The organism is Hymenobacter qilianensis (assembly GCF_014638675.1).
Classification (GTDB): Bacteria; Bacteroidota; Bacteroidia; order Cytophagales; family Hymenobacteraceae; genus Hymenobacter; species Hymenobacter qilianensis.
In genome coordinates this window covers 495,413-519,421 of record NZ_BMFN01000002.1, presented here as the reverse complement: position 1 = coordinate 519,421, position 24,009 = coordinate 495,413, and the positions used below count along the sequence as shown (strand labels likewise).

The following is a 24,009-nucleotide window of genomic DNA, read 5'->3' as shown; positions in this document are numbered from 1 at the left end:
ATCGCGTATTCTGTGATAATTGAATATTCAATTCCACGTGTTTTTTAAAGCCGATTAATTGCTTGACTTAAAGTGATATGCATTCTGCTTATTTCACACAAACGATTGCTAAAACAGGGGCTCTGAATTGCAGTGCCATGCAGTATTTTGTTTTCGTAACAGCAGCAACAATTATTATTCGCTCCCGACGGTGAGAGTGGCAGAAGCCAAGCCATCCGCAGTGGCGGAAAGTTGAGCTGAACCTTGCCTGGGGGGCATTTTTAGCAGAATAGTGGCTATACCGGCTTCAGCCTTTACCGGGTTATTGCCGATCAACTCGCCGCCTTTAGCGTTAAAGCGCACCGAATTAATGGCATCGGGTACTACGGTGCCATTTTCGTCAACTACAGATGCATAAAGAAACACGGCGTCGTTCTGGCCGCCTACTAGGTCTTTGCCATTGCGGGCGTAGGAGAGCTTGATGCTTTGGGCGGCTCTTGGCGTGCGCCGCTCCATTTGGGCCGCTTTCTTACTTTGATAGTAGCCCACGGCCCGCAAGGTGCCCAGCGTGTAGTTCGGCAGCGTGAAGGTGAAGGGCGGGTGAGGCAACTGGTCGGAAAAGTTGTTTTTGTCGGGGCGTTGGCGGGCTACTACTTTGCCGTTGAGCGAGAGCTCTACTTCATCGCAATTACTGTACACCACTACCTGCTTACTGGAGGTTGGCTGCCAGTAGTTGGCAATGAAAACCATGGGCTTACCGAAGCCGTGGGGGGCATTTATGGGGCCATACTGGCTTTGATAGAAGTAGTAGGCAAACTTCGGCAGCCTGAAAATGTCGGCTATGCCAGACGACTCGATATCGGGGGCGTAGCCGCGCTTGTAGTCAAACATCAGCCAGTTGGCGTCGCCGACGGCGGGGCTGCGGTAGTTGTCGTTGTGGGCTTCCTGAAAGTTGAGGGCCTGCTGGGCCAGAGCCCGCTCGCCCTGCCCGCGCAGCTGGCGCGACGTGCGCTCCGATTCTTTCAGGCCCGCATAGGCGGTTTGGTTGAAGCCGGCATTGTGCGCATAGTATTCCCAATCGCCGTATTCGCACAGAAACAGGGGCTTTTTGCCGGCGTACTTATTCCAGTAATCGGGGGCTTTGCGGTGCTGGCGGGCCGGAATGAACACGTCGTAGGCGTAGTCCATCCAGCCGCAAGTGTATACGCCTTCCTTCCAGGGCAGCTCCTCGTGCACGGCCGCGTGGGTTTGCTCCATGTAGGGCTTGCTCATGTCGGTCTCATTCAACGACGACTCCCAGAGCACGATGCTGGGGTGGTTGCGGTCGCGGCGCACCATGTCGCGCACATCTTGCAGGCTGTTTTTTTGGAAATCGGCGTCGCCAAAGAACTGCCAGCCGGGAATAGAGTTCATGACCAAGATTCCCAACTCATCACAGGCCTCCAGAAAGGCCGGGGAAGGCGGGTAGTGGGAGCAGCGCACGAAGTTGAATCCAGCCTCCCGAATCTGCCAGGCGTCGCGGTACTGGGCATTGTCCGACAGCGCGTAACCCAGATAAGGATACTCCTGATGACGGTTGGTGCCGCGCAAGCGTAGCTTTTGGCCGTTTAGGTAAAAGCCATCCGTAGCAAAGCGAATGGTGCGCACGCCGGTTTTTACTTCCTGACGATCAATAACTTTGCCCTCGCGCAGCACTTCTACTACCAAGCGATACAGATACGGCGTTTCTGGGGACCACAATTGCGGCTTAGGGATAGTGAGCTGCTGGCTTACCTTGCCGAAAGCGCCGGCAGCAATATTGACTTCTTTGTTCTCGATCTTGCCTATCTCGGTGCCTTTGGCGTCGAGCAGGGTAGCGCGCACTTGCACTGGTTGAGCCTGAGCGGCATCGTTCTGCACATCCGTTTGCACCTGTAGCGTCGCCGATTGGGGGCTCACGTTTTCATAATGCAGCAAAATGCCTCCACCTGCCGGTCGGCCCGCTTGCACAGGGTCAGTGATGTATACTTTGTCTTGAACTAACAACTGCACCTCACGATAGAGGCCGCTGTAGAAGTTGAAGTCCAGGTCTTTGAGGGGCTTGCCGGGCGGTACGTCGGGGTTGTCTTGGTTATTCAGCTTCACTACCAGACAGTTCTCCTGTCCGAACTTCAGCTGATGCGAAATATCCACAGTGAAGGGCAAATAGCCCCCCAGATGCCGCTGGAGTCGCTTGCCATTCAGATACACATCGGCCGTGTGCATAGCCGCCCCAAAATGCAAGGCCACACGCTTACCCGAATCGGTGGCGGCCACCTGAAAAAACTTGCGGTAGAAACAGGTGCCCTGCCACTGCTTTTTATCAGTTACAACGGGCTCGATTTGGGCCGTATGCGGCAACGATACAACCTTCCACTGGGCAGCGCTGTCGGCTGTTTTAACAAAAAACGAAGGAGTGACAACCGTATCTATGTCTTTTGCAAACTGCCATTCCTGATTGAAGTCAATGGCTGGGGCTGGGGTCAGGTCCTTCGGCTTATCGGGGCTGGTGCACTGACTAAGGGCTGCTACCAGCAATAAGCCGCCGCTGATGCGTGAAAGAACAGGTAAAAGCGTCGGGATAGAAAACATGCGTTTTATCGTAAAGAGACTGATTCAATATCCACGTGCAACTGACCATTAGCGGGAGCAGCAGCGTCGAGCACTAATTGCAGCACTTCAGCGTCAGTGAGTTGCAGGGCTGGTTGGCTGGAGGACTGATGCGTAAGCGGCAGGAAACCAGGGTAGGGCCGAGGCAGCAGCAGGAGCGCATCGGAGCGGAATGCGGCGAGCGGGATACGCACCTCTTGCACCTCCGCGCCCAGCTGCACGGTAGCCGAATAGGCCGCCGCGTCTTTTGTTTGCAGCACTACCTTCACGGCGGTGGCGGGCTGGTTTGCGCGACCCTTCACCACCACCTCTTTGAAGCTGGCTAAATCAGCAGCGCGACCCGCCAGCTTGTGGCCGAAGTAAGCCCGCAAAGCCGCCGAAGGGCCAGCCGTTGCGGCCGGTTTCGGTTGGCCCAACTGAGGTTGGCCCACCACCATGCGCAAAGCCAGCTCGCCGGCCGGCGTCGTGACGTAATCGGTCCAGGCCGTGCTGCTAATGCCGCGCGCTTCTACCTGGTCCTTGTCCTGGGCGGCACTGAACAGGGGCAAAGGCGTGCCGGCGGCCACAATGGGCACGGCGTAATGCTCGGGGTGGTGATAATCCCAGTCGCGGGGCTGACCGGGAAAACCGCCGGGAAATGTCAGCGCTTGCTGGGGGGCTTTTTTCAGCACAATCCAGTAGCGCAGCAAGCCCGGATACGCCAATTCGGCCGGCACGGTAGCTTCCACCGTCGCGTAGCTGGTGGTGGTCATGGGCAACACCTGGGTGCGGCCGTAGTAATGCTGCGCTACGAGGAAGATACTGTCCTGCGGCTCGGCCCCGGTGAGGCGGGCGGTAATGCGCACCGGCTGCCCCGCCGATACTTGCGCCATTGGCACGTGCAGCACCTGGGGGGCAATTTTGGTGGGAGCAGGGGCCGCGAACTCGCCTAGCTTAGTCTGATGGAAAGTCGATTGGGCCGTGTATCGATTGGTCGATTTGCCCCCCGCCGCCAGCAGATACACGCCCGGCCGCACGGTGGTGCGGCCATTGGTGGCCTGGGTTTGCATGGTGTTGCCTACGTTCAGGCCGCGCAAAGAGAAATTGCCCCCCAGCTCGGCCAGCGTGATTTGCAGGGGCTGGTCGTTCCACAAAATCTGCGTGACGGGCTTGCTCAGCGAAGCTTTTTCGAATGGGTCGCGGATGGGCACGGCATCGGGCATCACCTCCAGGCGCCACACCCCGGCGGCCAGCCGGTCGAGGAAGTAGGCGCCGGTGCCGCCATATTTTACAATTGGCGAAGAGCCCACGCCGGCTACATGGCGCAAACCGGCGGCCTTTTTCGGTTGGGTGGTCGTGGAAGAAGTGTAGTAAAACTCTTCCGGTGTGTTCATCTCGCTCAATTGCTCGCGGTAGCTTACCCGAAACGCATCGAACACTGAATCCTGGGGGTAGCTGGGAAACGATTGGCCCCGGCCCACGCGGTGGAATACTTTGGACGCGATGAGCAGGCTCAAAGCCTTGGCCGGCGTGTAGGCCAAGTTGAGGTAGTGCGTCTGGTACTCCGTGTTAGCAAAAGCAATGGCCATCGGGTCGTAGGCAAACTGCGTGGCCCACTGAAAACCTGCCTCCCGGAAGCTGCGCGCCATAAAGGGGTACATCACCGGCTGAATAATGTCGGCCGACTCGAACTCATACACCATTTTGGCCTTGGTAGTGAAGCGCTTATCCTGGCGAAACGGAATCGGGTACTGGTCCACGTAAGGCAGGAAGTTGCCGCGCAACGCGTGCCCGCTCACCAGCCCCTGGGGATACCACTGAAAAGTGACGCCGTCCACGTTAGCATCCAGAATGGCATCGTACACGGCGGGGCTTTCAGCAATGTTGTAGAATACCGGCTTGCGGCAGCCCGTGGCCCGGATAGCCTGGGCCATGCGGTTGGCAAAAGCCGTAACCGGTGCCTCGGGCTTGCTGTACTTGGGCTCATTGCAAACTTCGTAAGCAATGATGTCCGGGTCTTCGCGGTTGAGCTGCTGCGTGTACGGGTTGCGGTGGTTCAGAAACTGCGTCAGATACCGTTCCTGCGCCAGAATAGCTCGCGGGTTGGTATAAGCCTGCGCTTTGGAATAAATGCTGGAAAAACCAGTGCCGGTGTCGGGCTCCGGGTAGCCGTTGTTCCAGTAGGCAATGGGCGTCAAAATGATTTTGATGCCGCGCTGCTTGAGCTCAGCCACCAGAAAATCGAGCAGCTTCAGGTGCTCATTTTCTTGCAGATTGCCCAGCGTATCCGTGATTTCCACGTCCCACACGTGCACCCGGAATGCATCGAGGCCGAGCCGGGAAAGGTGATACACATCCTGCCGGATAGCCTGCTCGTGCGCGGCGCCTACGCGCTGATGGGCACGGTAGGCGTGGGCAAAGGGCGTAGTGTAATTCACCCCGAATAAAGCCACTTCTTTCTTCGTCTTTTGCCACCGCAACACACCCTGTTTATCAACAAATACATCCCCATCTGGCCGACGCGCTTCTTGCTGAGCCACCGCTGAGGCCGGCAGCAAGCCATTGCAGAGGAGTAAAAGAAATACAGCGCTGAGTAAGCGTATGAGCATAAAACCAGGAAAACGGACTATTAATAAAGCGTCTTGAAACGCCTGATGCTATAAATTTGCGCAAACGATTGCGTTGCGAAGATACAGCATTATTCTTTCTCTGGTTGGTATAAAAACGAGGTTGTGATTCGCTGCCTATCTTCGCCAGCTGATGAAGCCTTACCTTAGAAACCCGCTTGTGCTTCAGTAAGCACCCTATTTGCATGCGTATTCTTCTCATAATAACCTGCTTACTCTGGTGCGCCAGCGTCACAGTAGCCCAGACCATTTTGCGCGTTGAGCGTGTCCCGACCAACACGCCCGCTGATGCCGTGCTGTACGTCGCGGGTTCTTTCAACAACTGGAACCCAAAAAATGCCCCCCACGCCCTCACCAAAAACTCGGATGGCAGCTACCAACTGGTTTTGCCCCCCAGCCTCGATAATTTCGAATACAAATTCACGCGCGGCTCCTGGGAAACAGTAGAAACGGATGCCGCCAACAAGGCCATCGATAACCGCCGCTATTCGGCCGCTACGGGCAAAACGGTAACGCACGAAATCAAGAATTGGCAGGATCTGGCGGGCGGCGCACCCGTGAAGCAGCACACGCTTACACCCAACGTGACCGTTCTGGCCGATTCTTTTGCCATTCCCCAGCTCAACCGCAAGCGGCGCGTGTGGGTGTATCTACCCAACGACTACGCCACCAGCCGCCGGCGCTACCCCGTACTGTACCTGCACGATGGCCAAAATGTATTCGACGAATTCACTGGCTTCAGCGGGGAGTGGGGCGTAGATGAAACTCTGCGCCAGCTCCAGCTCGCGGGTCAGGATACGGGCTGCATTGTGGTGGCCGTAGACCACGGAGGCGACACGCGCCTCGATGAGCTCTCGCCCTGGCGCAATGCCAAGTACGGCGGCGGACAAGGCGATGCTTACCTGAATTTCATGGTGCAAACCCTTAAGCCCTACATTGATGCGAAATATCGCACCTTAAAGAACCGACAACATACGGGCATAGCCGGCTCCTCCATGGGCGGGCTTATTTCTTTGTACGCGGGCCTGAAATATCCGCGCGTGTTCAGCAAAATCGGGGTGTTTTCGCCGGCGCTGTGGTTCGCGCAAGACTCCATTTTAGCCTACGTGAGTCGCGCTAAAGTGCGGCAACCCATGCAGTTTTACTTGGTAGCCGGCGAGCAGGAAAGTGAAACAATGGTGCCGCTGATGGCTGCTATGCGGGATTCTTTGCGGAAGGCTGGGGTGAAGCCCACGGCCATCAGCTACCGGGCCGTAGCCGATGGCAAGCACGCCGAATGGTTTTGGCGGCGCGAGTTTCCGGCAGCTTATCAATGGCTCTATAAAACGAAGGCGCTGGGGGGCAAAAATTCGCGTGCAAGCCAATGACATTGAGCAAGCTGCGACATTGCCGATTTAAAAATTACTTGCGCAGTGTAAGTTCGCCCGTATATTTGCGGCACAAACGCCTTTACTCAGTGGCAATGAATTTCTCAATGACTTCGCAAGCATGGTGGTGGCCTCTCCGAAAATCCGGACGGGAAAACCTGTGCGTGCGGTAAGGTCATTCAATAACAAAACCTCGCATCGAACATAAAGGAAAGCCCGGCCACCCGCCGGGCTTTTTTGTTTTCCGGTGGTTTGAAAAAGGCCTAGCTCACCACTAAAAAAGCCCCCCACATTTCATGAATAACTCGCCGCAACCTTCTTACTCGCTCAAAACCCGCCACGTACGCCTGCTGGCCGATACCGTGACGCCGGTAGGCCTCTACCTGCGCCTGCGCGATCAGTACGCCAACTGCCTGCTACTGGAAAGCTCCGACTACCACGGTCAGCAAAACGCGTTCAGCTACCTGGCCTGCGACCCGCTGGCCCGCTTTGAGCTAAGCCGGAGCGAGTTGCGCCAAACCTTTCCTGATGGCACCGCTACCACCGAAATGCTGGCAGGGCCCCGTTTGGCGTTGGACCACCTGCGCGAATTTGCCGGCCGCTTCCAAACTGAGAAAAGCGAGTTCGACTTTATTACTGGGGGACTTTTTGGCTACATGGGCTACGAGGCCGTGCAGTATTTCGAAGACCTGACGCTGAACCCCGCCAAAGAATCGGCCGGGCAGATTCCTGATATCATTTACGGCACTTATCGCTACGTCATTGCCATCAACCACTTCCGCAATGAGCTGTATGTGTTTGAGCACTCGCCCGCCGATGAGCCCACCGACCACGACGGCCTGACGCGACTGGTGAATCTGGTGCGCAATCCGAGCTTACCGGAGTTCGGATTTGCGCCAGTAGGCGAGGAGACGACCAACCTCACCGACGAAGAATTTCTGGAAAAGCTGGCCGCTGGTCAAAACCACTGCCGCAAAGGCGACGTGTTTCAGATCGTGTTGTCGCGGCGCTTTTCGCAAGGTTTTGTGGGTGATGAGTTCAACGTGTACCGTGCCCTGCGTTCCGTGAATCCGTCGCCGTACCTGTTCTACTTCGACTACGGCAACTTCAAAATCTTCGGCTCCTCCCCCGAAACCCAGTTGCTGATCAAAGGCCGCGCCGCCAGCCTGTTCCCGATTGCCGGCACTTTCCGCCGCACCGGCCACGATGCCGAAGATGCCGCCCTCGCCCAAAAGCTAGCCGACGACCCCAAGGAAAACGCCGAGCATGTAATGCTCGTGGACCTGGCCCGCAACGACCTCGCCCGCCACGGCGACGAAGTAAAAGTCAAGGTCTTTCGCGAAATTCAGTACTACTCTCACGTCATTCATCTAGTCAGCGAGGTAACTGCCACCTTGGCCTCTGACGCGTCGCCCCTGCAAGTGGTAGCCGATACTTTCCCGGCCGGCACCCTCTCCGGCGCCCCCAAGCACAGCGCTATGCAACTGATAGACAAGCTCGAACCCACCGGCCGCGGCTACTACGGCGGCGCCCTGGGCTACTTAGGCTTCAACGGAGACTTCAACCACGCTATTATGATTCGCTCCTTCCTCAGCACCGGCAATCAGCTCCACTACCAAGCCGGCGCCGGCGTAGTAGCCGCCTCCGACATCAACTCCGAACTAAACGAAGTGCATCACAAGCTGGCCGCCCTGCGCAAAGCCCTGAAAATGGCCGAAGCAATAGGAGAGAAGCTAACCGCCACGGTATAGAACGACAAGCTCCCCTCCTCAGATGAGGAGGGGACGCCGCGCCAACGGCGCGGCTGGGGTGGTTAACCTCGTTGCTGATGTTGTTTTACTCAGAAAAAAGCCCTCCAAAGCCAAGACAACTATTAAATATTAGCTCTTATCCTCATGAGCATTCTCGTTCTCGATAACTACGACTCCTTCACCTACAACCTCGTGCAGCTCTTGCGTGAGCTAGGCTACGGCGCCCAAACCACCGTTGTGCGCAACGATAAAATCACGCTGGAAGAAGTAGACCAATACGACGCCATCATGCTTTCGCCCGGCCCCGGCGTGCCCGCCGATGCTGGCCTGATGCCCGCCATTATCCAGCGCTACGCGCCTACCAAACGGATGCTGGGCGTGTGCCTCGGCCACCAAGGCATTGCCGAAGCTTTTGGGGGGCAATTATATAATCTGCCCGCCGTGCTCCACGGCATCGCCACCGACGCCGACATCATCACGGGCGAGGATAGGTTATTCAAAAATTTGCCCCCCAGGTTCAAAGTTGGCCGCTACCACTCATGGGTCGTAACACCGGAGTCGATGCCGGCCGAGCTGGAAATAACTGCCCGCGACGCTAACGGCCAGGTATTGGCCCTACGCCACCGCCAGTATGACGTGCGCGGCGTGCAGTTTCATCCCGAGTCCATCCTGACCGAGCACGGTCACGAGATGCTGAAGAACTGGTTGAGCGAATAAAAAGAAGTGGTTACTGCAGCACGTCATGCATAGCGCAGCGAAGCATCTCGCTCGCGGTAGTGAGATTAGTAATCCGGTTAAACACGCGAGATGCTTCGCTGCCGCTTCATGCGCGGAATGCTCTGCATGACGTTCTTAATTATAGTAAACCAGCATAACCCTCGATTTTGAAACAGATCCTCACCACCCTTTTTGACCAGCAGACCCTCACCCGCGAGGAAGCCCGTGAGGCGATGTTTCGCCTGGGCCAAGGAGGCGTAAATGCGTCCGAAACGGCGGCTTTCATGACCGTGTACCGGATGCGGCCCATCACGGTGCCAGAGTTGAGCGGCTTCCGCGACGCGCTGCTCGATCTTTGCCGTAATCCGGAGCTGGGAACCCACGAGGTACTCGATATTGTGGGCACCGGCGGCGACGGCAAAGACACCCTGAATATCTCCACACTGGCCTGCTTTGTGGCGGCCGGGGCTGGGCACAAAGTTGCCAAGCACGGCAACTTCGGCGTGTCGTCGGTGTGCGGATCTTCCAATATTCTGGCTCACTTCGGCTACGATTTCGAGGCCCCATCCGACACATTGCGCCGGCAGCTGGATGAGGCGAATATCTGCTTTCTGCACGCGGCGGCTTTTCACCCGGCCATGCGCCACGCCGGACCCGTGCGCCGGGAGTTGGGTGTGCGTACCTTCTTTAATATTCTTGGTCCGCTTGTTAATCCGGCCCGGCCGGCCGCGCAACTGGCGGGCGTGTTCAGCCTGGAATTGCTGCGTTTGTACAACTACTTATTTCAGCAAACCAGCACCCGCTATGCCGTAGTGCACGCCCTCGATGGCTACGATGAGCTCTCGCTTACGGGCACCGCCAAAGTAGTGTCGGCGCGGGGCGAGCAGGTGGTAACCGCCGCTACGCTCGGCTTGCCCACCTACACCGCCACCGACCTGGCTGGGGGGCAAACGGTAGCCGAATCGGCAGCTCTTTTTCTAAAGGTGCTTGATAACGAAGGCACTCCAGCCCAGCGCGACGTAGTAACTGCCAATGCTGCCCTCGCTATTCAATGTGCCGACCCAACCCTGTCTCTGCCCGACGCGTTGGCAGTAGCCCGCGAGTCGTTGGCCAGCGGTGCTGCGCGGGGGGCATTTCGGCAGTTGTTGAACGTGTAGAGACGTAATAGTTGGAGTCTCTACACCTCATCCTGATTATTCATTTCTCTCACAGCCGACCAACTCCCACGGCTTCTTGTTCTTAGCTCATGGCTACTATTCTTGATCAGATTATTCAACACAAGCGTGGCGAGGTGGCCGAGCGCCAAAGTCTGGTGCCGGTGAAGCTGCTGGAGCGCAGCTTGTACTTCAACACCCAGCCACTATCGTTGCGCCATTATCTGCTGCGCGAGGACTTAAGCGGTATTATCGCCGAATTCAAGCGCAAATCGCCATCCAAAGGCTGGATAAATCCCCACGCGCCCGTGGAGCGCACCACTATCGGTTACATGCAAGCCGGCGCATCGGCTCTTTCCATACTCACGGATAGGGAGTTTTTTGGGGGGCAAAATGAGGATCTGATTACGGCCCGCCGCTTCAATTTCTGCCCCATTCTGCGCAAAGACTTTGTGATAGACGAGTACCAGATTCTGGAGGCCAAAAGCATCGGGGCCGATGCCGTGCTGCTCATCGCGGCCGTGCTCACACCCGTCGAAATAGCTACGCTTGGCCGTTTTGCCCGCAGTCTGGGCATGGAAGTACTGCTAGAGGTGCATAACGCCGAAGAGCTGGACCGCAGCCTCGACGCGGAAGCCGTGAACCTGGTAGGCGTGAACAACCGCAACCTCCACGACTTCAGCATGAGTCTGGAAACCTCCGCCGAGCTGGCCGAGCGCATCCCCAACAGCTTCGTTAAAGTGTCGGAGAGCGGACTGAGCACGGCGGCCGCCATCCGGCAGGTGCGCGGCTACGGCTACCGGGGCTTCTTGCTGGGCGAGGCGTTCATGCGTCACAGCCGCCCCGAAAAAGCTTGCGCGGCGCTGGTGCAGGAGCTGCAAGCTGCCGCACCGATTACGGCATAACGTTCAGCGTAAACTCCCAAACTATGAACCCAACTCTCCATATAAAAGTGTGCGGAATGCGCGAACCAGCCAGCCTGGCTGCCGTGGCCACGCTGCAACCGGATTTTCTGGGCTTCATCTTCTATCCCAAATCCAGCCGCTACGTGGGGGAGGAGCTAAGCGCTGACAACCTAAATAATTTGCCCCCCAGCATCAAGAAAGTAGGCGTTTTCGTCAACGAAACGACCGAAATTATTCGGCAGCGCGTGCAGGAGTTTAAGCTGGATATGGTTCAGCTGCACGGCGACGAAACGGCCGCTCAATGTCAAGAGCTACGCGCACCGGGCTTGCTGGTAATGAAGGCCTTTGCGCTGGGGGGCAAATTTGACTTCGACGCGCTGTTGCCCTACGTCCCGCACTGCGACTATTTCCTCTTTGATACCAAAGGCGAGCAGCCCGGCGGCAACGGCCTCACCTTCGACTGGGACCTGCTGCGCGACTACGCTTTACCCGTTCCTTACTTCCTCGCCGGCGGCCTCGATCTGGCGCACGCCGAAACGCTCCGGAACCTCCAGCTCCCTGGCTTGTTTGCCGTAGACTTAAACAGTCGGTTCGAGATTTCGCCCGGCGAAAAAGACCCGACTCGATTGCAACAGATGTTTCAGCAGCTTCGGGGCGTGACGCCTACACCTTATATAGAAGGCGGTCATGCAGAGTGCAGCGAAGCGTCTCGCGTGCAGTCGTTGCCAAACTAACCAGACGTCAGCATGCGAGATGCTTCGTCTCTGCTTAATGCGCAGAATGCTCTGCATGACGTTCAAATAATCTTCTGACTCCAAAACCAGCATTCCAACCCATCACCTACGATATGGCTACTACTTCCGCTTTCCAACCCAATGCCCGTGGCTACTACGGTGAGTTCGGGGGGGCATTTATTCCCGAAATGCTTTACCCAAACGTGGAAGAATTGCGCGAGCAATACCTTACCATCCTCGCCGACCCTGACTTCCAGCGCGACTACCAGCAGCTCCTGCGCGACTTCGTAGGCCGGCCAACGCCGCTGTTCGAAGCCAAGCGCCTCTCAGCCCGCTACGGTACGCGCATCTTCCTGAAGCGCGAGGACTTGTGCCACACCGGCGCCCACAAAGTCAATAACACCGTCGGGCAGATTCTGCTGGCTCAGCGTTTGGGCAAGACGCGCATTATTGCCGAAACCGGCGCCGGCCAGCACGGCGTGGCCACGGCCACCGTCTGCGCCCTGATGGGTATGGAGTGCATCGTGTACATGGGCAAAACCGATACGGAGCGCCAGCGCCCCAATGTAGAGCGCATGCGCCTGCTCGGCGCTGAAGTGCGGCCCGTGACCAGCGGCAGCCAAACCCTGAAAGATGCCACCAACGAAGCCATCCGCGACTGGATCAGCAACCCCGTGGATACGCACTACATCATCGGCTCGGTGGTAGGACCGCACCCGTACCCCGATCTGGTGGCTCGTCTGCAAGCTATTATCAGCGAAGAGATTAGAAAGCAATTGCTGGAGAAAGTAGGTCGTGAGCTGCCCGATTACGTGGTGGCGTGCGTGGGCGGGGGCTCCAATGCGGCGGGGGCTTTTTACCATTTCCTGGATGAGCCTTCAGTGCAGTTGATTGCGGTGGAAGCGGCTGGGAAGGGCATCAAGTCGGGCCACTCGGCGGCTACGTCGGTGCTGGGCAAGCCGGGCATTATTCACGGTTCGCGCACGTTGCTCATGCAGGACGAAGACGGGCAGATTACGGAGCCATACTCGCTCTCAGCGGGCCTTGATTATCCGGGCATCGGGCCGCTGCACGCGTTTTTGGGTGCTTCGGGTCGGGCGCGGTTTATTTCTATTGAAGATGAGCCGGCTTTGCGGGCGGTAGCGGAGCTGAGCCGTTTAGAAGGCATTATTCCGGCCCTGGAAACGGCGCATGCGCTGGCCGCCTTGGAGCAGATAGGAGCGGGCCCCGAGGATATTGTGGTGCTGAACCTGTCGGGCCGCGGCGATAAAGATTTGGATACCTACCTCAAATACGCGGAGCAGATGAGCTAGCGTCGGTTTCCCGCAGTGTTTCGCAGTGTTGGCGCGGTGTTTCGCAGTGCGCTGGCGGGCTGAACACTGCGCGACACTGCGTTTTTAACACTGCGAGACACTGCGAGAAATCATCATGAACCGTATCCAACAAGCCTTCCAGAAGAAAGGCAAAGACCTGCTCAATATCTACTTTACCGCCGGCTACCCCACGCTCGACGCCACGGTGCCGCTGATTCAAACCTTGGCCGCGGCCGGCGCCGACCTCATCGAAATCGGTATGCCCTTCTCCGATCCGTTGGCCGATGGCCCCGTGATTCAGCAGAGCAGCACTGCCGCCCTGGCCAACGGCATGAACATGCGCGTGCTGTTCCGCCAGCTCCAGGATATCCGCCAAACTGTGCCCGACACGCCGCTGCTGCTCATGGGCTACCTGAATCCCGTCATGCAGTTTGGGGTAGAAAACTTCTGCCGCCAAGCCGCCGAAGCCGGTGTCGATGGTATCATCCTGCCCGATTTGCCACTGGATGATTATGTAAATGAATACCAGGAAATCTTCCGGCGCCACAACCTGCGGCCCGTGTTCCTTATCACGCCCCAAACCAGCGAATCCCGCATCCGCCGCATCGACGAGCTGACGGATGCGTTTCTGTACCTGGTGTCAGGTCCCGGCACGACTGGGGGGCAAAATACGCAGGGCGTGGGCGTGCAGGAAGCGTATTTTGAGCGCATTGCCACCATGAACCTGCGCAATCCGCGCCTTATTGGCTTCGGTATCGGCGACAAAACCAGCTTCGAGCGCGCCTGCTCCTACGCCGACGGCGCCATTATCGGCTCGGCCTTTATCCGGGCCCTGGAAGGCGCCGATGATGCGCCCGCCGCGGCCAAAGCCTTTGTTTCCTCTGTTCTTAATTAATTAGCCCGCAGAAGACGCAGAAGTTCGCGCTGAAGTCGCAGAACTCAGCGTCCTCTGCGCAAATCTTCTGCGCCCTCTGCGGGAACCGACATATGCTCATCCAACTCGAAAAAGATATTGCCGCGAACACCAAAGTGGACATTATCAACCAGATAAAAGCCCTGAAATATAAAGTCACGGAGGTGACGACCCAGCGCGCCAGCTACCTCGTGGGCATCGGTAAGGCGGAGGTCGACTTGCGCGCCATTGGGCAGCTGCCCGGCATCCGCGACATTCATCAAGTATCCGATGACTACCAGTTGGTTAGCCGCAAGTGGCGCGTAAAGCCCACCGTGCTTGACCTTGGCGATGGAGTTTACATTGGTGAAGGCTCGTTGAGCCTCGTGGCCGGCCCGTGCAGCATTGAGAGCGAGGAGCAGATGGAAAAAGTCCTGCAGCATTTGCTCGATAACAACGTGCGGCTGATGCGGGGGGGCGTTTTTAAGCCGCGCTCCTCGCCATATTCTTTCCGCGGTCTGGGTATGGAAGGCCTGAAGCAATTTCACCAGATGGCCCGCGCCCGCGGCATTAAAGTGGTGACGGAGGTAATGCAGGTGTCGCAGGTAGAGGAGATGCACGACTACGTGGACGTATTCCAGGTCGGTGCCCGCAACACCCAGAACTTTAACCTGCTCGATGCTTTGGGCGGTGTAGACAAGCCGGTGCTCATCAAGCGCGGTATTTCGGGCACCATCGAAGAGCTATTATCCTCAGCGGAATACGTGTTTTCGGGGGGCAATGAGAAGCTGATTCTGTGTGAACGGGGCATCCGAACCTTCGAAACCGCCTCGCGCAACACCCTAGATTTGAACGCGGTACCGATTCTCAAAGAGAAGACCCACCTGCCCGTCGTGGTAGACCCGTCGCACGGCATCGGCATCCGCGACTACGTGGCCCCGATGGCTCTGGCCGCCGTTATGGCTGGTGCCGATGGCATTCTGTACGAAACCCACGAGAAACCCGAAGAAGCTGCTTCCGATGGCCAACAAACCCTGAACTTCGAAGAATCGGCCCGGCTGATTCAGAACCTGCGGCGGGTGTACGGGTTGCGGAAAGAGCTGGTGTAGCGTCGTAACGTGCTGGTTGTGTAGCTTTAGCGCATGTTCTTCGAATTCAGCCCGTATAGCTCATTGCTGCTGCCTTTTTTTGTGCAGGGCGTGGTGTTTATAGTGCTGTTTCTGGTGCGCGGGTGGCAGCGCGGCATTGCCTCCGATACGTGGTTGGCTTTGCTGCTGCTGCTTAACACGCTGCCTCTCACGCAGTGGATGCTGGGTTTCGCCGGTTGGTACGACTCCCACGATGCGCATTCAACCTTCATGTTTTACTTTCCCTTCAGCCATTGGCTGGCATTGGGACCCACTTTTTACTTCTACTTCCGCAGTCTTACCAACCAGGATTTTCGCTTTGGTTGGGCCCAGAAACTTCAATTTCTGCCTGCCCTGGCATACCTGGGTTGGCGCTTAGTGGTGTTTGGATACGATGTAGTGTGGCAACACTGGGTTCTGGGGGCACCTTTTACGGAGCACTTCGGCACCAAAGGCCCGCTTGCCAACGTGAGCGAAATAGCGGATGGTACCATAGAAATCTTGGGCTACCTGTCGGTGTTTGCCTACGGCTGGCTCACCCTGCGCGACTACCAGCGCTACCGCCGTTACCTCGACGATAATTATTCCAACACCGGGCCCATCAGCTTCCCATGGCTACGCAATCTGATGGTGGCGGTGCTGGTCGGCTTGCTGGTTTCTTTTTTCTTCGGCCTGGTAAATAAAGTCCTGACGCCGCTGTCCTACATTCAGGTGTGGTACTCGTTTTTGGCCACCGGCCTGCTGATCTATTACCTGAGCATTGCCGGCCTGTTGGCTCCGTATCAGCCCGCGCCAGCATTGCACTTTCAGCCCGACGGCGCAGAAGAACTACAGCCCGTTGCGAGCGTGGCAGCGTCTCCGACTCAGGTTGCAAAAGTGCTCGCGCCAAACCAGGGGGGCAATTTTAGCGAAAATGCCCCCCAGCGTCTGGTCTCAGACTCTGTCGAACTCACCGCCGAAATTCCAACAGCGCCCACCGATCCTGACTTAACGCGGTGGGCCGATAAGCTCACGCACCACATGCAAACGGCGCGGCCCTACCTGAACCCGGAGTTGACGTTGGGCGAATTGGCCAACCAGCTCCGCACCAATACCTCCCTGCTGTCGCGCGTTATCAATACTTGCTTCGGCCAGAATTTCAATGACTACATCAACACCCACCGCATTGCCGAGGCCGAGCGCAAGCTGCAAGATCCGCGCTTCCAGCATTACACTTTGCTGGCGGTAGCTTTGGAGTCGGGTTTCAATTCGAAGTCGACGTTCAACCGGGTGTTCAAAAAGCTGAAAGCCGCGACGCCCAGCGAGGTGGCGGCTCGGCTCAATACATAAGTTGGGACGCCCTAAAGCGTAATCCGGGGCGTTTCGGAGTGGGCTGGGGGACAATTTTGGGTCGTTCAATCAAACCCTGACGACCATGAAAAACCTCCTGTTTTCCGCCACCCCTGTAGGCTCCCGCCTCGCCGATGTTGCCTGGCTGCTCCTGCGCCTGCATGTGGGTTTGTCCATGGCCATCGGGGCCGGCTGGGCAAAACTAGTGAACATGACTACCGCCACGGAAGCCGCCAAGCTGGCCGGTGAGGCAAGCGCGCTAGCTCCCCCCGATTGGTTTGTGCAGCAAGTGGCTAACCTGGGCTTCACGTATCCTTCCCCTTACCTGTGGGCATGGCTGGCCTGTTGGGGCGAGTTTGCGGGCGGCCTGCTCATTGCTTTTGGCCTACTCACGCGTTTGGGTGCCGTGCAGCTGGCTTTTCAGTTTTTCATCATTGCCTTTGTGTGGTACGAGAAGCCGGAACCCGTACTGGGCATGTACTATCAGCAGCTCCTGTTCTGGTGCTTCGTGCTCGTGACTGTAGTAGGCGGTGGGCGCTATTCGCTGGATTATCTGCTCACGCACAATACCAATTGGGTGCGCCGCCTGGTGCCAACTCGGCCTGTAGCCGCGACTGGCGCTGCCGCCCTCACGCTGTTTCTGGCTACGGCGTGCTGGGCCGGTGGCGGTTTGAACTCCGACTTGCTTATCGAGCCCGGTAAGCAGTTTGCTTTGGGCGGCGGGCAGCCGGGGGCCTTTCGGGTAGTGGCGCGCAATACGGGCAAGGTGCCGGTAGAAATAAAGGAGCGGCCCCACGGGGGTGGCATTTTTGGCAAAGCTACCTTAGCGCCCGGCCAGCGGGCCACGCTCCGTTTTCTGCCCGGCTCCACTGCACTGTTGCTGAATCCATCAAACCAAAAAGCCCGCCTCGATCTGCACGTAACCGGCGATACAAACCTGAGTATGGGGTATGAAGCCAACGGCAAGCAGTAAAACCCCATCAATCGGTTGACGAATGCCGGCCACGCACCCGACAACTTTTTTGAAGCTCAAAAAGCCCCCCAGCATCATTTTGCAGGACTTTTGTATCTGTCTGAAAATAAGTTGAATAGTCGAGTGTAATTTATTATTCTGATTTTCTATATTTGCTTCATGTTACTGCAATCCGCCAAATGCATTATGCTAACCGTCAATCGCCCCAATAGAGGCGGAGTCGAGCTGCATGGCCGGAAAGGAAGGTAAGTAACCACCTCCAACCCCGAAACCTCAAGCCCGACTCCGTCAAGAGTCGGGCTTTTTTTGTGTCCTTATTTTATTTAGAAGAGCTATGTTCGAACAAGCCCACGACCAGTACACCACACAGGATCAACTCGTTTGGAAAGTATTATTCGACCGCCAGACGGCTCTGTTGCATAAGCGGGCGGCCCAGGCCTTTGGGGCCGGGCTCGCGCGCCTCGACTTTCAGCGTACCGTCATTCCGCGTTTTGATGCGGTGAGTGAGCAGCTGCAGCGCTATACTAATTGGGAGTTGGTGCCTGTGCCTGAGGCAGTTGACGACGCTACGTTCTTTGCGCTATTGGCCGAGCGTAAGTTTCCGGCTGTCACGCGGTTGCGGGCCATGGAGCAGTTCGACTTCGTGAAGACGCCCGATTTGTTTCACGACGTATTCGGGCACGCGCCCTTGCTCACCGATTCTGCCTTCGCCGACTTTCTGCACTTTCTGGGCATCGTAGGCCGGCAGCACCGCCACGATCTGCCGGCTTTGGTGCGGCTGCGGCGCTTGTATGGCTTCACGGTTCAGTTTGGGCTGGTGCAGGAAGGCGGGCAGCCGCGCATCTACGGGGCCGGTTTGCTGTCCTCGGCCGGCGAAATTCACCACTGCGTGCACGACGAAACCGCCCGCCACGCCTTCGAGCTTTCGACGGTGCTCGACACGCCTTACTCCGAGGAGCGGTTTCAGGAGCAATACTTCGTGCTCAACTCCTGGGAGCAGCTCACGGCCAGCGTGGCGGAAATGGCGGCCTTGCTGGCCGAGAGTTGGCAACTGAAGCCGGCGTAACCCGACCCTCAACTTTCGCCGGAAAGTTGGCTGATACGCTTACGCCTCGTCCCACCAAAGCTTACACAAAAAAGCCCCCCAGAAATGCATCTGGGGGGCTTTTTTGCAAAATTGAATTAAGACTTCAGCTTGAAATTCTTGCGTAAGTAAGCCACGGCGGCGGTATGCGCATCGGTGGCAAATTGCTTGTTATACTTTGGGTTCGACGGGTTAGCAAACGCGTGGTCGGCGGCGTAGCTCTTGATAGTGACCTTCTTCTTGGCAGCGGCCATATCCTTCTGAAACTGAGCCACCACCTCGGGGTTGATCCACTTGTCTTCGCTGGCAAATATGCCTAGCACGTCCGTATTCAATGTTTTGAGCTTGGCTACGTCTTTCTCGGGCATGCCATAATACATCACACAACCCACGGCTTTGGGCCCCGCGAGCAACGCCGTCTGCAACGACCAGCCGCCGCCGAAGCACCAGCCCACGGAAGCAAACTGCGCATCCTGACCCGCATACTGCATCGCCCCGCGAATGATATTCTGGGCCCGCTCGGTTTTCACGGCTTGCATGTACTTGCCGGCTTCTTCGGGCGTAGTGGCCACCTGGCCGTCGTACAAGTCCAGCGCAATGATGTTGACGCCCGGCAAGTCGCGGGCAAACGTGGCGGCTTCCTTCTTGATGTAATCGTTCAGGCCCCACCACTCATGAATCACGAACAGGTACTTTTTGGAAGGCGTCACGCTCTTGATTTCAAAGCCCTGACCGGTCTGGCCATCGGCAGTTTTGAACTTAACTATTTGGCCTTCGCCCTCATACGAATAAGGCAGCGGCGCATCGTGGCCCCCGGAAAAGTCGGTATTGGAGGCCAGCAGAGCAAACGTTTCGGTAGCTGCGACTGGCTTGGCGCAGCAGCTCATAGCCGTAGTTTGGGCCGAAGCCGCGGTAGCCACGCTGAGCAGCGCGGCGCAAAGAGTCCAGAGTTTTTTCATGGAAATTGAGGGAAGAAAGTTAATGCGTCCTGAGTAAGCCCTGATTCGTGTAGCTACACGAATCAGGGCTTACTCAGGACGCATTAACCGGAGGCGCCGAATATAGTTTTAGGCGAAGCTCAATGGCTGGCTTCAATCGGATTTACTTGGTGCGAATGTGCGCTCCAAGCTCCGTCAGCAAGGCGTACAGGCCGACATAGGTGCGATTGAGGTAGATAAAATGCTCGGAGCCGCGCGGCTCGCGTTGCTGCCGCAGCTCCGGCTCCTGCATCAAATCATCGCCCAGAGCGTACAGCGACGCCATGTAAGCGGGGTCGCCAAAGTCGAATGTGGCTTCCCGAAACGGCCGGCCAACCAGCTCCAATGACGCGTGCAGGGTGCGCACGTACAAGGCGCGGCGCTCCGCCGTATCAGTAGAGCGGAGGATGCCGGTTTCGTCGAGCAGGGCGGCAAGACGGGCTTCGTCGGCCAGGGTTTCGGGGGCTAGCAGGGCGTTGAAAAGGCGGTGTACATCGGCCGGAATTTCCTTGACGCAGCCAAAATCCAGCACGCCCACGGTGCCGCCGTTCTCTGCGCGCAGCAAGAAGTTGCCGGGGTGCGGATCGGCGTGTACGCGCAGCAGCGTATTGAGCTGATACATATAAAAGTCCCACAGCGCCTGCCCCAGCTGGTTGCGGGTTTCCTGGTCGGGATTCGTGGTCAGAAACTCCTTCAAATGCTCGCCTTGCAGCCAATCCATCGTCAGGATACGGGCCGAAGACAGCTCCGGATAATAGCGGGCAAATTCCAGATGAGGCAAGTGAGCGCAGCTGGCCGCTATTTCAGTGCCCCGCCGCAGCTCCAGCTTGTAATCGGTTTCTTCAAGCAAGCGCGTTTCCACTTCCTCCAAATAGGGCCGTACCTGTGCTTCATCCAGGCCCATCACGCGCAAGGCAATGGGCTTCACCAGCCGAATATCCGAGCGAATACTATCGGCCACGCCGGGGTACTGCACCTTCACCGCTAGGGGGCGCTTTTCGCCCTGCGATACGGCATAGTGCACTTGACCAATGCTAGCCGCTTGCCGGGCGTTCACGTCAAACTCCGCAAACAGCTCAAACGGCGACTTGCCGAACGCATCCCGGAACGTCTTGATAATGAGAGGGGCCGAGATGGGGGGCGTCTGGTACTGGGCCTGGGCAAACTGGTCGGCGTAGGCGGGGGGCAAAAACTTTTTTTCCAGCGCCAGCATCTGAGCCACTTTCAGCACCGAGCCTTTCATCTCGCTCAGCGTGCCGTACAGCTCGGCGGCGTTGGCCGCGTGTAGGTCGGCCTCGCTGCTGGTAGCGCCCACCGAGCGGCGGGCATAGTGCTTCACGTAGTTGGCGCCTACTTTCAGCCCTGATTTGGCAAAGCGGGCCGCCCGCGCCACTTTGGTGGTGGGCAGTGAATCGAGCTGACGGCCGGGCGTAGCCTCGTCCGCCACTGGCGGGCTGGGGGGCAAATTATCCACGAAATCAGCCATTAGCGACGCTTGTGCAGCAGAAAGCGCGTCAGATCGAGGGCCGAGTCGAAGGAGTTGGGGCCCACTAAGTCGAAGCTGAGCGTGACGGCTTTTTCAACGGCCGCGTCGGTGCGCTCGAAGTTCAGGCTTTCGTCCTTGGCAAAGAAAGTGAGCACAAACAGCGCCTGCGTCCAGAAAAGGCGGGGGTAACTATCCTGCACGAAGCGCCGGGGGGCAATTTCCTCGGTCCGCCGGCCCTCACGCAGCAACGCTTCCACAAACATGATAAACTCACTGCGAAAATCGTCCAGAACGCGGGGCGTAATTCCCGGCACGTTCGGCATGGAGCGCCGCAGCGCCATGAGGGCGTAGCTGCGGTTTTGCTTCAGGATTTCGAGCAAGGTATAATAGAAGGCCAGCAGCTTTTCGCGGGCACCATATTCCTGCCATACAGGTTCCAAGGCAGCTTTTTCGCGCGCTTGTCGGCCAAAATCAGCCCAAAGCTCGCGGTCGACAGCGCCAAAATTGGGGTAATAGCGGTAGAAAGTTTCCTCAGGGATGTTCAGCCTCTTGGTAAGCTTAAACACCGAAGCTGGGGGCCTGTTTTTGTCTAGTACGTAAGTCAGGTAAGCCTGCTTAATGCGGTCCTTTTCCGTGTTTTCCATAGAACAGATACAACAGCTAAAGACTTGGTAAAGTTGAAGTAAGGGCACCACCCACTGCCCTTACTCGGCTTGGCGGTAGGCGGCGCGCAGGGTTTCGATGGCCCGTTCGCGTGCAAACTTGTGATCTACAATGGGTTTGGGGTATTCACAGGTGCCAAACTCGGGTATCCACTGCCAGATGTAGGCAAACGTAGGGTCGTATTGTTCCTGCTGACTTTGGGGACTGTACACCCGAAACCACGGGGCGGCTGTGGCTCCGGTGCCGGCCATCCATTGCCAGTTGCCCACGTTCTGCGACATATCATAGTCGAGAAGCTTGTCGGAAAAATACTTATCGCCCCAGCGCCAATCGATGAGCAGGTGTTTGACCAGGAAGCCGGCCGCGGCAATACGGGCGCGGTTCGGCATGTAGCCTGTCGCGTTCAGCTCCCGCATGCCCGCATCCACGAGCGGGTAGCCCGTACGGCCTTCGCACCAGGCTTCAAACTCCTGTTCATTGTTGCGGTAGGGCACGCGGCGCAGCTTAGGGTCGTAGCTTTCGGTGGCCGTGAAGGGGTAATGCCAAAGCAACATCATAAAGAAGTCGCGCCAGATTAATTCGGACAGCAGCTTGGGATTCAACTCCTTGGCTTGGCGCATGAGTTCGCGCGCGCTCAGCGTCCCGAAGCGCAGGTGCACCGAGCGGCGGGTGCTGCTGTTCACCAGGCCGGGCTGGTTGCGGGTGAGGTGGTAGTTGCGAACCAGGGCCTCGTCGGGCAGTTCGGTGGCGGGCACGAATTGTTCAAAATGCTCGAAGCCCATATCCTTCAGCGTCGGGCGAGCGGGCGCATCGGGCAAGCGGTGCAGGTTGTCATCGCGAAACAACTCGGCGGACGGATGCGCCTTTAACTGCTCGTCGCTTAGTGCCGCCAACCACGCTTTCTGGTAAGAGCCAAATACTTTCGGAACCGTGCCCGATTTGGTCATAATCTCGCTTTTGGCAAAAATAACCTGATCCTTGAACGCCCGAAAACCGGCGCCGTGCTGCTGGCAAAGGGCTGCTACGGCCGTGTCGCGCTCCTGAGCGTAGGGCTCGTAGTCCTCGTTGGTATACACGGCCGCTATGTCGTGCTGGCGAAGCAATTGCTCAAATACCTCGAGCGGCCGGCCGTAGACAGCCAGAAAATTGCCCCCCGCAGCCTCCGTCTGAGCCGCCAGGTGTTCCACTTGCTGATAGATAAACGTGACGCGCGCGTCGCGGCGGCTAGGCAGCAAATCCAGAATCTCGCGGTCGTATATGAACAGTGGCACTACTGGGTGCCCGCTCTGCAACGCCGCAGCCAGGCCCACATTATCATGCACCCGAAGGTCGCGCCGGTGCCAGAAAAGCGTGATTTTCATAGGTAAAGGTGAAATGGTGAGTTTGTGAAGTGATGAATGGCGAAACGGAAGTGCTGGCTGAGCTTGAGTCTGTAGCGTGTTCGAATACACAAGTGAATTCCTGAACGGAAACTCACCACTTCACCACTCACCACTCACCACTCACCATTTCACTACTTTAGCCGGCCCATGCCGCCATCAACCGGCATTATCTGGCCCGTGATAAAGCTGCTGTGGTCGGAGAGCAGGAAAGACGCCATATACGCCAGATCCTCGGGTTGCCCGATGCGCTGCAAGGGGTGGCGCTTGGCCCCGCCTTCCGCTTTCTCGGGCGTGTTCAATAAAGGGGCGGCCAGCGGCGTGTTGGTCAGCGACGGTGCCACGGCGTTGACGCGGATGTTCTGGGGGGCAAATTCGGCGGCCAGCGCGCGGGTGAGGCCTTCCAGAGCGGCTTTGGCAGTGGCAATACTGGCGTGAAAACTCATGCCCGTAGTGGCGGCCACCGTGCTGAACAGAATTACCGAAGCGCCGTCGGCCTTCTTCAGACGCTTCATCAGGGGCTGTAGCAGCTGCACGGCGCCCATCACGTTCAACTCAAAATCAGCCCTGAAATCATCCAGCGGAATCCGCTCGAAGGGCCGCAGCTTGATGCTGCCAGGACAGTACACAAAGCCGTGCAGCGTATCGGGCAGAGCATCGAGGGCGGTAGGAGGGATGGGTTGAGTTGCGTCGAGGTCCAGGTGGGTGGTTTGCAGCTCAGCCAGCTCGGGTGAGAGGTGGCGCGAGGCGGTAAACAGCTGGGCACCAAGGCCGTGCAGCAATTTGGTTGTAGCCAGTCCGATGCCCGACGAGGCACCGACGATGAGAATATTCTTTTGGGCGAAATCCATGCGTGTGGTTCAGGTGTGAAGGGTCTCTTGACAACTGAACCAAAGGGCCAAGGTTTGCGCCGCCCTTAACTATCGTGACTCAATTCGCGCAACC

General features: G+C 57.5%; 19 protein-coding genes. 12 read left to right on the top strand and 7 right to left on the bottom strand.

The annotated features are described in order from the left end of the window. Positions 1-174: 174 nt before the first annotated feature. Both IEW06_RS10085 and IEW06_RS10080 read right to left on the bottom strand, forming a co-directional pair. Entirely contained in the window at positions 175-2,589 is a 2,415-nt protein-coding gene (locus IEW06_RS10085) for a glycoside hydrolase family 2 TIM barrel-domain containing protein (protein WP_188548206.1), read from the bottom strand. Between the two features lie 5 nt (positions 2,590-2,594). Continuing rightward, complete coding sequence (locus IEW06_RS10080) at positions 2,595-5,195, bottom strand: cellulase family glycosylhydrolase (protein WP_188548205.1); 2,601 nt, start codon at positions 5,193-5,195, stop codon at positions 2,595-2,597. A 203-nt stretch (positions 5,196-5,398) separates the two neighbouring features. Between IEW06_RS10080 and IEW06_RS10075 the strand changes: the two genes are divergently transcribed. From IEW06_RS10075 to IEW06_RS10020, 12 genes are all read left to right on the top strand, one after another. Further along, entirely contained in the window at positions 5,399-6,580 is a 1,182-nt protein-coding gene (locus IEW06_RS10075; protein WP_187732427.1) for an alpha/beta hydrolase-fold protein, read from the top strand. A 296-nt stretch (positions 6,581-6,876) separates the two neighbouring features. After that, a complete protein-coding gene (locus IEW06_RS10070) occupies positions 6,877-8,331 on the top strand; it encodes an anthranilate synthase component I family protein (protein ID WP_187732426.1) in 1,455 nt (484 codons plus the stop codon). Between the two features lie 144 nt (positions 8,332-8,475). Continuing rightward, positions 8,476-9,048 (top strand): anthranilate synthase component II, encoded by a 573-nt coding sequence (locus IEW06_RS10065; protein ID WP_187732425.1) that lies wholly within the window; start codon positions 8,476-8,478, stop codon positions 9,046-9,048. Positions 9,049-9,215: 167 nt separating this feature from the next. Continuing rightward, positions 9,216-10,205 (top strand): anthranilate phosphoribosyltransferase, encoded by a 990-nt coding sequence (trpD, locus tag IEW06_RS10060; RefSeq protein ID WP_187732424.1) that lies wholly within the window; start codon positions 9,216-9,218, stop codon positions 10,203-10,205. Between the two features lie 89 nt (positions 10,206-10,294). Further along, positions 10,295-11,107 carry an indole-3-glycerol phosphate synthase TrpC gene (gene trpC, locus IEW06_RS10055; protein WP_187732423.1) on the top strand — a complete coding sequence of 271 codons (813 nt, stop codon included), beginning with the start codon at positions 10,295-10,297 and terminating at the stop codon, positions 11,105-11,107. A 23-nt stretch (positions 11,108-11,130) separates the two neighbouring features. Then, positions 11,131-11,841 (top strand): phosphoribosylanthranilate isomerase, encoded by a 711-nt coding sequence (locus IEW06_RS10050; RefSeq protein WP_187732422.1) that lies wholly within the window; start codon positions 11,131-11,133, stop codon positions 11,839-11,841. A gap of 113 nt (positions 11,842-11,954) precedes the next feature. Continuing rightward, positions 11,955-13,154, top strand: coding sequence for a tryptophan synthase subunit beta (trpB, locus tag IEW06_RS10045; protein WP_187732421.1), 1,200 nt, complete (start codon positions 11,955-11,957; stop codon positions 13,152-13,154). 115 nt (positions 13,155-13,269) lie between these two features. Next, a complete protein-coding gene (gene trpA / locus IEW06_RS10040; RefSeq protein ID WP_188548204.1) occupies positions 13,270-14,049 on the top strand; it encodes a tryptophan synthase subunit alpha in 780 nt (259 codons plus the stop codon). Between the two features lie 92 nt (positions 14,050-14,141). Next, complete coding sequence (locus IEW06_RS10035) at positions 14,142-15,155, top strand: bifunctional 3-deoxy-7-phosphoheptulonate synthase/chorismate mutase (RefSeq protein WP_188548203.1); 1,014 nt, start codon at positions 14,142-14,144, stop codon at positions 15,153-15,155. A 33-nt stretch (positions 15,156-15,188) separates the two neighbouring features. Beyond that, positions 15,189-16,502 carry a helix-turn-helix domain-containing protein gene (locus IEW06_RS10030; protein ID WP_187732420.1) on the top strand — a complete coding sequence of 438 codons (1,314 nt, stop codon included), beginning with the start codon at positions 15,189-15,191 and terminating at the stop codon, positions 16,500-16,502. A gap of 85 nt (positions 16,503-16,587) precedes the next feature. Further along, positions 16,588-17,475: a DoxX family protein gene (locus IEW06_RS10025; RefSeq protein ID WP_188548202.1), complete on the top strand. Its 888-nt coding sequence runs from the start codon at positions 16,588-16,590 to the stop codon at positions 17,473-17,475. Positions 17,476-17,809: 334 nt separating this feature from the next. Beyond that, on the top strand, positions 17,810-18,541 hold the full coding sequence (locus IEW06_RS10020; RefSeq protein ID WP_188548201.1) for a phenylalanine-4-hydroxylase: 732 nt from the start codon (positions 17,810-17,812) through the stop codon (positions 18,539-18,541). Between the two features lie 116 nt (positions 18,542-18,657). On the opposite strand, the gene IEW06_RS10015 is transcribed toward IEW06_RS10020, so the two are convergent. The 5 genes from IEW06_RS10015 to IEW06_RS09995 all read right to left on the bottom strand — a co-directional run bounded on the left by IEW06_RS10015 (position 18,658) and on the right by IEW06_RS09995 (position 23,915). After that, positions 18,658-19,518 (bottom strand): dienelactone hydrolase family protein, encoded by an 861-nt coding sequence (locus IEW06_RS10015; protein WP_187732418.1) that lies wholly within the window; start codon positions 19,516-19,518, stop codon positions 18,658-18,660. A 142-nt stretch (positions 19,519-19,660) separates the two neighbouring features. Then, positions 19,661-21,022 carry an ABC1 kinase family protein gene (locus IEW06_RS10010; protein ID WP_188548200.1) on the bottom strand — a complete coding sequence of 454 codons (1,362 nt, stop codon included), beginning with the start codon at positions 21,020-21,022 and terminating at the stop codon, positions 19,661-19,663. Then, positions 21,022-21,666, bottom strand: a complete 645-nt coding sequence (locus IEW06_RS10005) for a TetR/AcrR family transcriptional regulator (RefSeq protein ID WP_187732417.1) — start codon at positions 21,664-21,666, stop codon at positions 21,022-21,024. Before IEW06_RS10005 ends, IEW06_RS10010 begins: the two co-directional genes overlap by 1 nt. 60 nt (positions 21,667-21,726) lie before the next feature. Beyond that, complete coding sequence (locus tag IEW06_RS10000) at positions 21,727-23,046, bottom strand: cryptochrome/photolyase family protein (protein ID WP_188548199.1); 1,320 nt, start codon at positions 23,044-23,046, stop codon at positions 21,727-21,729. A gap of 152 nt (positions 23,047-23,198) precedes the next feature. Further along, positions 23,199-23,915, bottom strand: a complete 717-nt coding sequence (locus IEW06_RS09995; protein WP_188548198.1) for an SDR family NAD(P)-dependent oxidoreductase — start codon at positions 23,913-23,915, stop codon at positions 23,199-23,201. Between the last annotated feature and the right edge of the window lie 94 nt (positions 23,916-24,009).